Origin of the sequence: Centipeda noxia ATCC 43541, assembly GCF_000160555.1 — a bacterium.
GTDB classification, from domain to species: domain Bacteria; phylum Bacillota; class Negativicutes; order Selenomonadales; family Selenomonadaceae; genus Centipeda; species Centipeda noxia.
Genome location: NZ_GG749281.1, coordinates 201123 through 212723, shown reverse-complemented (window position 1 = coordinate 212723; position 11601 = coordinate 201123). Strand labels below are relative to the sequence as shown.

Genomic DNA, 11601 nt, shown 5'->3' with positions numbered 1-11601 from the left:
AAGCCCCGTCTCATCTCGGACGGGGTTTTTGTAATGACGCCTGGGAATGTGCGGTGTATTTTGCCGCGCTCGGAGGAGAGCCTCTATCTCCCAATGCCGCGCACGACGGCGATGAATCCCTCATCCCCCCCGCCTGCCTGCCGGGGGCATGCGGAGCATGGCGGAAGGGGCGAAAAGAGCGGCTGCTGGATGAAGAAACTCTTTGTGCAGCAGCCGCTTTTGCTGTTCCTAAATGCAGAGAAAGGAGCTCTCTATGCGATACCTGCGCGCGCTCGTCCTGCTCATATTTTTGCTTGCGCCTGCGGGCTGCGGGCAGAGCATTGAGGAACGGACGGAGGGGATAAGCGCCGCGGCGGACGATACGATCGTCCTCGCGGCGTATCGCCCGCTCGCTCCGGGCGTGCATGACAGCTACTACTGCAGCCGGATCCTCGGCGTCTGGGAACCGCTCATCACGGCGGATGAGGAGACGGGCGCGCCTGCGCCGTGCCTCGCCGTGTCCTGGGAGATGCTGGACGACGGACGCGTGTGGGTATTCCATCTGCGGCAGGGGGTGCGTTTTCATGACGGGACGCCCTTCACGGCGCAGGCGGTTGCGGACAATATCGCGTGGATGGGCAAGGGGGCGCCTTTGAGCATTTTCTACTCCCGCAGCCGCAAGAACTACTATCCGAATCTCATCCGCGTGGAGCCTCTCGACGAGCTGACGGTGCGGATGACCTTTGCCAAGCCGAACGTCAATCAGCTCTACAATATGATGAATTTCGGCAGCCCGATCTATGCCCCCTCGTGCCTTGCGGACGACGGCTCGTTCGCGGGGACCGCGCGCGGGACGGGGCCGTTCCGCATCGCGGAGAATGTGCAGGACCGCTATGTCGTTCTTGAGCGCAACGAGGATTACTACGGGGAAAAGGCGCGTGCGCGCCGCATCCTGATCCGCATCATCCCGAGCCCCGACGTCCGCTTTGCCGCGCTCAAGGCGGAGGAGATCATGGGCGTGCTGGATGTCAGCGCGATGCCGCCGGTGCTGGCGGATGAGCTGGCGCAGGACGAGCGGTTCGCCGTCTCGGTCAGCCGTTCGATCATGGTGCGCTATCTGGCGTTGAACGGGACGCGGCCGCCGTTCAACGATGTCCGCATGCGGCGCGCTGTGAGTCTCCTGCTCGACCGCCGCCTGCTCGCAGATGCGCTCTATCTCGGCTATGCAGAGCCGACGACGAATCTGCTGAGCATCTCCAGTCCGTTCTACAAGGAGTTCCCCGTGGCACGGGACACGGCGGAGGCAAAGCGGCTCGCGCATGAGGTGCTCGGCGATGCGCGGCAGGAGATCGTCTACTGTGTGAACGGCGCGGACCCGATCGCCAAGGGCGAGGCGGAGCTGATTGCATACTGGCTCGCAGACATTGGCCTTGATGTGCGCATCGAGGCGCTCGAGGCACCGATGCTGACGGCGCGGATGCGGCGCGGGGACTACGACATCGCGCGCAGTCAGCAGGGGCTGCCGAACGGCGATCCGCTCTATGTGTTCAAGGGATTTTTCGCGCCGAACGGGCCGCGGAACAAGGCGCTGTCGCTCGGCTATGACAATCCGGAGGTGAACGCGCTCCTCGCGGAGCTCGACACCGCGGCGGACGAGGGGAGGCGGCGGGCGCTCTTTGATCGGCTGCAGGAGATCGGCGTGGAGGAACAGCCGGTCGTCCCGCTCTATTTTGATGAAAACATTGTGGTCTACAATGCGGCGCGCCTGACGGGATACCGGGCGCTGCGCTACGGGGTGTCGCTGGCGGAGGTGGCGTGGAGATGAATGCGGTGCAGCGCTATATCTGCGGGCGGCTTGCAAGCGCTCTGCCGGTGCTCTTCGGCGTCAGTCTGCTCGCGTTTGGCCTCGGCCAGCTCTCACCGGGCGATCCGGCAGAGATTATGCTGGAGGGGACGGGGATGGGCATGCCGTCCGCCGAGGAGGTCGCTGCGCTGCGCTCCTATCTCGGTCTGGATCAGCCGTGGTACGCGCAGTACGGGCTGTGGCTGCGGCGCCTCCTGCACGGGGACGGCGGCATGTCCTACCATCTGGGGATGCCGGTCTTCACGGCGCTCCTCGACCGGCTGCCTGTGACGGCGGCGCTCGCTGCGGCGGCTCTCGTATGGGCGGTAGTCGGCGGCATCGGGCTCGGCCTCGCGATGGCCTACCTGCGCGGGACGATGTGGGAGCAGATGGTGCGCGGCGCAACGCAGGTCATGCTGGCGGCGCCGTCGTTCCTCACGGCGATCCTGCTCATCCTGGTCTTCGGCGTGTGGCTCCATATCCTGCCGACGAACGGCGTGGAGTCCGCGGCGGGCTATGTTCTTCCGTCGCTCGCGCTCGCGCTTGTGACGCTCGCGATGACGGCGCAGCTGCTCGACAGTCAGCTGCGCGGCGCCCTCTCGTCCTTTTACGCGCGCGTTGCACGCCTGCGCGGTCTCAGCGAAGGCCGCGTACTCCTCGTCTATGCGCTGCCGAACGCAATGCTCCCCGTAGCGGCGATGCTGGGGAATTTCTTCGCAGCTGTGCTCGGCGGAGCGATCGTCGTGGAGACGGTCTTTGCTCTGCCGGGCATCGGCTCGCTCGCGCTCGACGCGATCCACTACCGCGACTATCCGCTGCTGCAGGGGTATGTGCTGTTCCTGGGAGCGATCTATGTGCTCGTGACCCTCGCGGTCGATCTCCTGCTCGCACGCATGGACCCGCGCATCCTGCCGGGAGGTGAGCGGTGATGGAGCGCTGGATGGGCTGCGCTGCCGTGCTCGTACTCGCGGGGATTGTCCTCTCCGGCATATTTGCCCCGCAGCTGGCGCCGATGAATCCGTTCGAGCCGAATATGGCGATCCGCCTGCAGGGACCAACGGCGGCACATCTCCTCGGCACGGATGCACTCGGGCGCGATCTCCTGAGCCGGATGCTCTACGGCGGGCGCAGTGCGATCCTGCTCTCTCTGGTCTCGACGGTGCTGGCGCTCGGCATCGGGACGATTGTGGGCGTGCTCGCGGGATATTTCGGCGGGCGGACGGACGCCGTTCTGACGATGGTCAGCAATGTGTTCCAGGGGATCCCGGGCATCAGTTTCATGGTGGCCGTCGCGGGCTTTGTCGGACCCGGCGCTGCGGGCCTATTGCTCGCGCTCGTTGCGGGCTCGTGGGCGGGGTTCTCGCGCATCGTGCGTGCGGAGGTCATGGGGCTCTCTGCGCAGCCCTATGTAGAGAATCTGCGTGTGCTCGGCTGCAGCGACGGGCGGATGATCCTCCGGCACATTCTGCCGGCGCTCGGCGGGACGCTGCTCGTGCTCGGCTCGCTGCGGCTCGGGCGTGGGGTGCTTGCGATCGCGGGGCTGAGTTTCCTCGGCCTCGGCGTGCAGCCGCCGACGCCGGACTGGAGCACGATGATCAGCGACGCGATGCTCTACTACCGTCAGGCGCCGCATCTCATCATCGTACCGGGCGCGGCGCTTGTCCTGCTCGTGGGCGCGCTCAATACGGTCGGGCAGATGCTGCGCCGCCGCTTCGATATACATCAGGAGGTGCGCGGATGAGGGGGCAGCAGCATGCGTTTGCCGTGCACGGACTCACTGTGCGCTATTCGGACGGCGCGGGCGGCATATCCGCGCTCGATCATGTGGATGCTGTGTTCCCCGCGGGGGGCGTGACGGCGATCATCGGAGAGAGCGGCAGCGGGAAATCGACGCTCGGACAGGCGCTTTTCGGCGCACTGCCTCCGGGAGCCGCAGTCGAGGGACAAGTGCTGTTCGGCGCTGCGGACGTGACCGCGCTCGGACAGGAGGAGCTGCGCCGCCGTTACTGGGGCAAACAATGGGGCATCGTACCGCAGCTGCCGCGGGCCGCACTGAGCCCGGTGCACCGCATCGGGCGGCAGATGGCGGATGTGCGGCGCGGAGCGGGACGCCCCGCATGGGACGAGGCGCAGTATGCGGCGCTCCTTGCGCGGTTCGGCTTTGACGATCCGCAGCGGGTGCTGCGTTCCTATCCGCATGAGCTCTCGGGCGGAATGCTGCAGCGCGTGCTCTGTGCGATGGCGGACGCAGGCGAGCCGCAGTGGATTCTCGCGGACGAGCCGACGAAGGGGCTGGATCCTGCCGTCTGGCAGATGGCTGCCGATAATCTGCGCCGCCTGTGTGCGTACGGAAGGGTATCCCTCCTCCTCATCACCCACGATATCCCGCTCGCCGCGCAGCTGGCTGACCGTGTCGTCGTCATGCAGGCGGGGCGGATTGTGGAGCAGGGGACGGATGTGTGGGCGCATCCCGCGCACCCGTACACGAAGGCGTATCTCCGGGCGCAGCCGCAGTTCCTGGCGCATGAAAAAAGGACAGGCAACGAACGCAAACCTGCACCGGCGGAGGAATCCCCCCGCAGCCCTGCCGTACTCGAGGCGCGCGCGGTGACGAAGAGCATGCGCGGCCGTGCGGCGGATGAGCCTCTGCGCATTCTGGATGCGTGCAGTCTCGTCGTTGCCGAGGGTCGCACCATCGGACTCGAGGGGCGCAGCGGTGCAGGCAAGAGTACGCTCGTGCGCATCCTGCTCGGGCTCATTCCCGCGGACGGCGGCGCGGTCCTGTGGGAGGGGCGTGATCTGACGATGCTTTCGCGTGCGGAGATGCGGGCCTTTCGCCGGAGCGTGCAGCTCGTTGCGCAGAATCCGGAGCAGGCATTCGACCCGCGCTGCACAATGGAGGAGAGTCTGCGGGAGGTTTTTGCGATTCATCCGTCCCTGCTCGATGAGGGCGGCTCTGCGAAAGAACAGATCGCAGCGGAACTGCGCGCCGTGGAACTGACCGCGCACGTTTTGGGGCGGCGGCCGCACGAGCTCTCGGGCGGCGAACTGCAGCGCGCGGCGATCGCACGGGCGCTGCTCACAAAGCCGCGGATCCTGCTCCTCGATGAGCCGACGACCATGCTCGACGTCTCTATTCAAGAGCAGATTCTGCGTCTGTTCCTGCGGCTGCGGGCGGAGCGCCGCCTCGGCATGCTGCTCATCTCGCACGACCGCGCGCTGCTCACCTGTTTTGCCGATGAAATTCATACGTTGGACGCGGGGAGGGTGCAGTAGGCATCGGACTGCAAAGCTCTGAACAAGGCGGAGGCGCCCGCGCGGACACGATTCGACATCGGCGCGCCGGTCTCGGCGTGTTCGGCGCTGGTCTCGATGCGGCAGAGGTCCTGTTTGAAGTGGCGCAGGGCGGAAAATGGTCCGCGGAAATGCGGGGCTTTCGCCGGGCTGCAGATTCGTGTAGAATGGAGAAAAAGGATGGACAGGAGGAACTGCGATGAAGATTGTTGTACTCGACGGGTATACGGAGAATCCGGGCGACATCGGCTGGGCGCCGCTCGAGGCCCTCGGTGATGTGACGGTCTATGACCGCACCTCCTATGCGGAGTCGCCGCTGATCGCCGAGCGCATCGGCGCTGCGGAGATCGCCGTGACGAACAAGACGCCGCTCACGCGTGCGGTGATCGATGCCTGTCCGAACCTGCGCGCGATTGCCGTGCTCGCGACGGGATACAATGTCGTGGATACGGTGTATGCGCGCACAAAGGGGATCCCTGTCATGAATGTGCCGGCCTATGGTACGGACAATGCAGCGCAATATGCTGTCGCTCTGCTTCTCGAGGCGTGCTCGCACGTCGGACTGCATGACCGCTCGGTGCATGCGGGAGAGTGGACCGAGAGCGCGGACTTTTGCTACTGGAAACGCCCGCTGATCGAGGTCAGCGGCAAGACGGCAGGCATCATCGGATTCGGCCGGATCGGGATGGCGGTCGCACGCGTCCTGCGCGCGATGAATGTCCGCGTTCTCGCGCACAGCCGCTCGGAGCGTGCGGAGGGACAGGCGCTTGCAGACTATGTGCCGCTGGATGAGCTCATCGGATCGTCGGACTTTATCTTTCTGCACTGTCCGCTGACGCCGGAGACGGAGGGGCTGATCAATGCGGCGCGGATTTCGCAGATGAAGGACGGCGTGATCATTGTCAACAATGGGCGCGGGCCGCTGATCGTCGAGTCCGATCTCGCCGCGGCGCTCGCGTGCGGGAAGGTCGGCTGTGCTGCGGTGGACGTGGCATCGACGGAGCCGATCCGCGCGGACAATCCGCTCCTTCATGCGCCGAACTGCATCATCACGCCGCACATCTCATGGGCGACGAAGGAGGCGCGCGAGCGGATCATGCAGACGACGGCGGACAACGTGAAGTCGTTTATGGCCGGGAAGCCCGCGCATGTCGTGAATTAACCCCAAAGAAACAAGTGGTTTCGGAAAGATGCCGGCAAGGACGTTTTCCCGCCTCCTCACAGCAGGAAGGAAGCAGCTTGGCAGGCACGAAGTTCGGACGGTGAAATCTGTGCTATAATAAGTAAACGATACAGGAAAGGAGAGCGATGATCATGAATCTGCGCAGCGATGCCGACGGCATCATCGAGGAGGCCCTGGCGGCAATCCTGCCGGACGCGGCAGTGCAGAAGGCGCTGCATGGACATCGGTTCGCCGGAGGGCGCATTGTGCTCGCCGCAGTCGGCAAGGCGGCGTGGCAGATGGCGCGTGCGGCGGCGGACGTGCTCGGGGAGCGCATCGACCGCGGGATTGTGATTACGAAATACGATCATGTGATGGGCGATCTCCCGCGCATTTCCTGCATGGAGGCGGGACACCCCGTGCCGGACGAGAACTCGTTCGCGGCGACGGAGGAGGTGCTCCGCCTCACGGCAGATCTGACGGCGGAGGACACGGTGCTCTTTCTCCTCTCAGGCGGCGGGAGCGCGCTCTTTGAAAAGCCGCTGATCCCCGCAGAGGAGCTGATGGATCTCACGCATCAGCTGCTTGCCTCCGGGGCGGACATCGTGGAGATGAACACCCTCAGGAAGCGCATGAGCGCGGTGAAGGGCGGCCGGTTCGCGGAACACTGCGCGCCCGCGCAGGTATTCTCGATCGTGCTCAGCGACATCCTCGGCGATCCGCTCGATATGATCGCCTCGGGCCCCGCACATCCCGATGCCTCGACGGCGGAGGACGCGCATCGGGTCGCGGCGAAATACGGCCTCCGTCTCTCTCCTGCCGCGCGGGCGCTCCTGGATGAACCGCTGCCTGCGGTGCTGCCGAATGTCACGACGGTGATCACGGGCAGCGTGCGCGAGTTCTGCGCAGCGGCCGCAGCTGCTGCGCAGAGGCGCGGCTATACGCCGATCCTCCTGACGGATCAGCTGAACTCGGAGGCGCGCGAGGCGGGGCGGTTCCTCGCGGCGATTGCGCGCAGCCATGCGGAGGACGGTTCGCTTGCCTACATTGCGGGCGGTGAGACTGTCGTGCAGGTAAAGGGGAAGGGGCGCGGCGGGCGCAATCAGGAGCTCGCGCTCGCGGCGGCAGAGGGCATCGCGGGCCTTTCGAACGTCGCCGTGTTCAGCGTCGGCAGCGACGGGACGGACGGCCCGACGGATGCGGCGGGCGGCTACGTCGACGGCATGACGACGGCGGCGCTTGCACGCGCGGGAAAGAGCGCGGCAGAGGCGCTCGCTGAGAATGATGCCTACCCTGCGCTGAACTCCGTGGGCGGACTCATCATCACGGGGCCGACGGGAACGAATGTGAACGATGCCGCGGTTGTGCTCATCCGCAGTGAAGGATAAATCAGAGAAGGGAGCATCCATGACCCCGTTTGAGGAGATCCTGGCAGTGCACGCGGCAGAGGCAGGCCTTGCGCTGACGGCTGTGCAGATCGAACAGTGCGCCGTCTACAACCGTCTGCTCATCGCGTGGAACGAGCGCATGAATCTCACGGCTCTGACGGCGCCCGAGGATGTTGCGGTGAAGCATATCATCGACAGCCTGACGGCGTACGATGCGAAGCTCTTTGCACCCGCACGCACGCTCATCGATGTCGGGACAGGCGCGGGCCTGCCCGGGATCCCGCTCGCGGTCTATGCACCAAAGATAGAGGTGACGCTGATGGATGCGCTCGGCAAACGCGTGAAATTCCTCACGGAAGCGGCGGCGGCAATGGAGCTCCGGAATGTGCGCTGCATCCACGCGCGCGCAGAGGAGGCAGCGCGCCGGCCGGAGCACCGCGCGCGCTATGACATCGCCGTGAGCAGAGCCGTCGCACGTCTGCCGGTGCTGCTCGAGTATACGCTGCCGTTCGTGCGCACAGGCGGGACGCTGCTCGCGCTCAAGGGGCGCGCCTATGCCGCCGAGCAGGCGGAGGGGAAACGCGCGGCGGAGATCCTCGGCGGCGGTGCGATCAGTGCACGCCCCGTGCGGCTCCCCGGTCTTGATGATGTACGTGCGATTCTCGCCGTGACGAAGGAGCGCCCGACGCCGAAGGGGTATCCGCGGCGCGCGGGTCTGCCGGAGCGTGCGCCGCTGAAATAATTTCCCCGTACAAAAGGGTTTCGGACGTTCATGTCGAAGATTATTCAGGTCAAAGAAGATGTGTTTGCTGTACCGTTTTTCCGCAAAGGCGCGTTCGGGGGGATCGATGCGCGGCAGCCGGACACCGGATGCAGGAAGTTTTTCGATAGGGGGATAACGAGATGAAACGATGGAGAGGTCTCGCGGCCGGCGCGGTCATGCTGCTCGTATTTGCCGCACCGCCTGCAGAGACGGCGGCGCAGCCCGATGCGGCGGTCACGACGGAGCAGCAGGCCGACGCCAAGGCCCAGCGCAACGCCGACCGCGCGGAGGCAAAGGCGGAGAAAAAGGCCGCGCGCGCCGCAAAGAAGGCGGAGGCGAAGCGCGAAAAGAAGGCGCGCTATAAGACGCTGTTTACGGACAACGGGTTCACCTACTATTTGGACTCCAAGAACTCCCGGTGGGTGCCGCGGCCGAACAGCGGCTCAGAGCGCATGATCGAGGCATGGGTCCGCCTGGTCGAGAACACGGAGGGGAATACCGCAGAGGGGGGCACGGATGCCCGCCCGAGCAAGTACTTCTTGGAACACTACTACATCAGTCCGCAGCGGCGCGAGATCATGTTCATCTCGGAGCTTGAGGTAACAGGCCGCCCCGAGAACGCGATCAAGGAACGCCCCTATGAAAACGCCAACTGGGAGAAACTCGTCCCCGGATCGATCGAGGACGACCTGTTCGATGCGATTGTCGCAAAGATGAAACAGGCGCCCGGGGAGCGCTCCGGCGTCCTGAGCGGCACGAGCGGAATGAGCCTGCGCGATATGCTCGAGGAGTTCGGCCGGATCTCTCTCTGATCGGGGGCCGTAGGTCTTCTTTACCGCTTCCGCAGGTGTGTCATGCGATTGATGTGGGCATGCCGATCCTATCATTGTACAGAACTGCCGCAGAGAAAAATCTGCGGCTTTTTTTCGTATCGGCGCGATGGGTGGGCTGATCGGGCGGAGAAAAAGACGGCGACGGCGCCATTTTCATCTCCATCGCGCTGATAGGCAATTTGCAGCGTACATATGTTCTCGATATACTCTCTTTCAGAATACAGTTGTCTGAAGGAGGAAGATTGAATGAATCGGAACGAATATCCGCCGCTCCCAAAGGCGGAGGAGGACGCCTTGATCGCGCGTGCAGTGCATGGAGATGCGCAGGCGGCGGCGGAGATGAACGCGCGCTATCGCGGGCTGATCATCCGGGAATCCCGCGCCTCGTATCTGCGGAATGCAGCTCTTTCGGCCGATGCGGAAAATATCGCGGCGCTCGCCTTCGTCGAGGCACTGCACGACTACGACCCGCAGCACGGCGCACCGTTTGCGGCCTTCGCCAAGACGCGCATTCACTCGGCGCTCTACACGGAGTTTCGCCGTGAGCGGCGCCTCTGGGAGCGCACTAGCCATCCCGAACAGGATGCTGAGGGCCGCGATGTGTGGGAGCGCTGCGGCGGAACGGACGAGCCGACGGCATGCGCGGATCTGCGCCTTCTTGTGCGCGGCATTCTCGCACGCGCGATGCACCGGCTCACAGAGCGGGAGAAGAAGATCCTGTCCCTTCACTATTTCAGCGATCTTACCCTGCGCCGCATCGCGGCCCTGCTCGGCACATCCGCCGGGGCAGTGAGCAAGAGCAAGGCGAACCTTCTGCGAAAACTGCGCGCGGGAGCGGATGCAGCTCTTGCAACGCCGTGTGAAATATGATATCCTAAGAAAAAGCATCGAACTTGTAAAGGAGATGTCATACATGGCACAGACCAGCATCAGCATCCGCATGGACGCTGACCTCAAGAAGAACTTTGAGAATTTCTGCGGCGCCGTCGGCATGAACATGTCCACGGCGATCAATATGTTCGCGATCGCCTGCGTACGCGCGCAGAAAGTTCCGTTCGAGATCTCCGCGCAGCGTGCGCTGCCGGGCGAGTCGCTCGGGCTCTTTGCGGATACGGTGTGGAGTCCGGAGGAAAGCTGACCAAACAACACTCCACGGCGGCGGGGGATAGCAGCGAAAGGGGCGTCTTGCATGAGGGCGCCTCGTTTCTTCTGCGAAACGCGCTTTCCATCGGATGCGCACAGACGGCGGGCCCGATTGGGCGCGTTATTTTTTTGCACTTTTTTCGGATGTGTGGCTTCTGCAACGGAATTGGGGATAATTCTCAACTATACTGACGGAATAGATGAATAGCTGCTTTTAATGATATAGATGGGAGTGATTCCGATGGCAGAAGAGAAGAAGCCTGAGATGGGACATGAGTTCCTCGCGCGGCTCGGCAAGACCCGCCTGCGTCCGGGCGGACGCGAGGCGACGGAGTGGCTGCTCGGACACGCAGACTTTACGGCGGATACGCGCGTGCTCGAGGTCGCCTGCAATATGGGGACGACGATGATCGCGCTCGCGGAGGCACACGGCTGCCGCATTACAGGGCTGGATATGAATCCCGCGGCGCTCGCAAAGGCGCGTGCAAACATTGCGAAGAACGGCATGGAGGATGTGATCGACGTGGTCGAGGGCAACGCGATGGCGCTGCCGTTCCCCGACGAGAGCTTTGACGTCGTCATCAACGAGGCGATGCTCACGATGCTGCCGCGCGAAAACAAGAAAAAGGCGATTGCCGAATACTTCCGCGTGCTGAAGCCGGGCGGAACCCTCCTCACGCATGATGTCGCTCTGCGGGTTTCAAACGAAGAACAGGCAGGAGAATTGCGGGCGGGCATCTCGCGCGCGATCAATGTGAACGTCGACCCGCTCCCGCAGGAGATGTGGGAGCGTCTCTTCCACGATGCGGGCTTTGCGACAGAGGTGCAGACGGGCGACATGACCCTCCTCGATCCGGCGGGTCTCGTACGCGACGAAGGGTTCGACGGCGCGATGAAGATCATCCGCAACGGACTGCGCACGGAGAACATCGATCGCTTCCGCAGGATGTTCAACTTCTTCTTCGATCACAACAAGGAGTTCTCCTATATCGCCGTTGTGAGCAGAAAGTAGACGGCGCACATTCTGCCCCTCAGGAGAGCGGGCGAAGGATGCCGCGATCGGTCGGGGCTGAGATTTCTGCATAAGCGTGCCCGCACGGGGGAACGAGAACGGAACCGCATAAAAAAAGAGCACCTGCGAGGGAAAAACCTGCGGCAGGTGCTTTTCTTTGCGCGGACGGCATAAAGAACAATAA

At 64.0% G+C, this 11601-nt stretch carries 11 protein-coding genes; all 11 read left to right on the top strand.

The window, feature by feature from the left end; all coding sequences use genetic code 11:
* The first annotated feature begins 253 nt into the window (after positions 1-253).
* The 11 genes from HMPREF7545_RS07910 (at position 254) to HMPREF7545_RS07860 (ending at position 11417) form a co-directional block, all read left to right on the top strand.
* Complete coding sequence (locus tag HMPREF7545_RS07910) at positions 254-1804, top strand: ABC transporter substrate-binding protein (RefSeq protein ID WP_040571311.1); 1551 nt, start codon at positions 254-256, stop codon at positions 1802-1804.
* The gene (locus HMPREF7545_RS07905) at positions 1801-2751 is read left to right on the top strand and encodes an ABC transporter permease (RefSeq protein WP_006695196.1); all 951 of its coding nucleotides are present in this window, start codon (positions 1801-1803) and stop codon (positions 2749-2751) included. The genes HMPREF7545_RS07910 and HMPREF7545_RS07905 overlap by 4 nt, the downstream gene beginning before the upstream one ends.
* Positions 2751-3563 (top strand): ABC transporter permease, encoded by an 813-nt coding sequence (locus HMPREF7545_RS07900; protein WP_006695195.1) that lies wholly within the window; start codon positions 2751-2753, stop codon positions 3561-3563. The genes HMPREF7545_RS07905 and HMPREF7545_RS07900 overlap by 1 nt, the downstream gene beginning before the upstream one ends.
* Entirely contained in the window at positions 3560-5098 is a 1539-nt protein-coding gene (locus HMPREF7545_RS07895; protein ID WP_006695194.1) for an ABC transporter ATP-binding protein, read from the top strand. Before HMPREF7545_RS07900 ends, HMPREF7545_RS07895 begins: the two co-directional genes overlap by 4 nt.
* Before the next feature lie 217 nt (positions 5099-5315).
* The gene (locus tag HMPREF7545_RS07890; RefSeq protein ID WP_006695192.1) at positions 5316-6278 is read left to right on the top strand and encodes a D-2-hydroxyacid dehydrogenase; all 963 of its coding nucleotides are present in this window, start codon (positions 5316-5318) and stop codon (positions 6276-6278) included.
* Positions 6279-6424: 146 nt separating this feature from the next.
* Positions 6425-7666 (top strand): glycerate kinase type-2 family protein, encoded by a 1242-nt coding sequence (locus HMPREF7545_RS07885; RefSeq protein ID WP_006695191.1) that lies wholly within the window; start codon positions 6425-6427, stop codon positions 7664-7666.
* 19 nt (positions 7667-7685) lie between these two features.
* Positions 7686-8408, top strand: a complete 723-nt coding sequence (rsmG, locus tag HMPREF7545_RS07880; RefSeq protein WP_006695190.1) for a 16S rRNA (guanine(527)-N(7))-methyltransferase RsmG — start codon at positions 7686-7688, stop codon at positions 8406-8408.
* Positions 8409-8569: 161 nt separating this feature from the next.
* Complete coding sequence (locus HMPREF7545_RS07875) at positions 8570-9241, top strand: hypothetical protein (RefSeq protein ID WP_006695188.1); 672 nt, start codon at positions 8570-8572, stop codon at positions 9239-9241.
* A gap of 267 nt (positions 9242-9508) precedes the next feature.
* Entirely contained in the window at positions 9509-10132 is a 624-nt protein-coding gene (locus HMPREF7545_RS07870) for a sigma-70 family RNA polymerase sigma factor (RefSeq protein ID WP_006695186.1), read from the top strand.
* Positions 10133-10175: 43 nt separating this feature from the next.
* Positions 10176-10400 (top strand): type II toxin-antitoxin system RelB/DinJ family antitoxin, encoded by a 225-nt coding sequence (locus tag HMPREF7545_RS07865; RefSeq protein ID WP_006696549.1) that lies wholly within the window; start codon positions 10176-10178, stop codon positions 10398-10400.
* Between the two features lie 246 nt (positions 10401-10646).
* The gene (locus HMPREF7545_RS07860) at positions 10647-11417 is read left to right on the top strand and encodes a class I SAM-dependent methyltransferase (protein ID WP_040571310.1); all 771 of its coding nucleotides are present in this window, start codon (positions 10647-10649) and stop codon (positions 11415-11417) included.
* Positions 11418-11601 lie beyond the last annotated feature (184 nt).

Excerpts from the sequence above, each read along its gene's own strand:
- HMPREF7545_RS07865 (WP_006696549.1), top strand. The coding sequence starts at position 10,176 with ATGGCACAGACCAGCATCAGCATCCGCATGGACGCTGACCTCAAGAAG.
- HMPREF7545_RS07885 (WP_006695191.1), top strand. The coding sequence starts at position 6,425 with ATGATCATGAATCTGCGCAGCGATGCCGACGGCATCATCGAGGAGGCC.
- rsmG (WP_006695190.1), top strand. The coding sequence starts at position 7,686 with ATGACCCCGTTTGAGGAGATCCTGGCAGTGCACGCGGCAGAGGCAGGC.
- HMPREF7545_RS07860 (WP_040571310.1), top strand. The coding sequence starts at position 10,647 with ATGGCAGAAGAGAAGAAGCCTGAGATGGGACATGAGTTCCTCGCGCGG.
- HMPREF7545_RS07875 (WP_006695188.1), top strand. The coding sequence starts at position 8,570 with ATGAAACGATGGAGAGGTCTCGCGGCCGGCGCGGTCATGCTGCTCGTA.
- HMPREF7545_RS07870 (WP_006695186.1), top strand. The coding sequence starts at position 9,509 with ATGAATCGGAACGAATATCCGCCGCTCCCAAAGGCGGAGGAGGACGCC.
- HMPREF7545_RS07905 (WP_006695196.1), top strand. The coding sequence starts at position 1,801 with ATGAATGCGGTGCAGCGCTATATCTGCGGGCGGCTTGCAAGCGCTCTG.
- HMPREF7545_RS07910 (WP_040571311.1), top strand. The coding sequence starts at position 254 with ATGCGATACCTGCGCGCGCTCGTCCTGCTCATATTTTTGCTTGCGCCT.
- HMPREF7545_RS07895 (WP_006695194.1), top strand. The coding sequence starts at position 3,560 with ATGAGGGGGCAGCAGCATGCGTTTGCCGTGCACGGACTCACTGTGCGC.
- HMPREF7545_RS07900 (WP_006695195.1), top strand. The coding sequence starts at position 2,751 with ATGGAGCGCTGGATGGGCTGCGCTGCCGTGCTCGTACTCGCGGGGATT.
- HMPREF7545_RS07890 (WP_006695192.1), top strand. The coding sequence starts at position 5,316 with ATGAAGATTGTTGTACTCGACGGGTATACGGAGAATCCGGGCGACATC.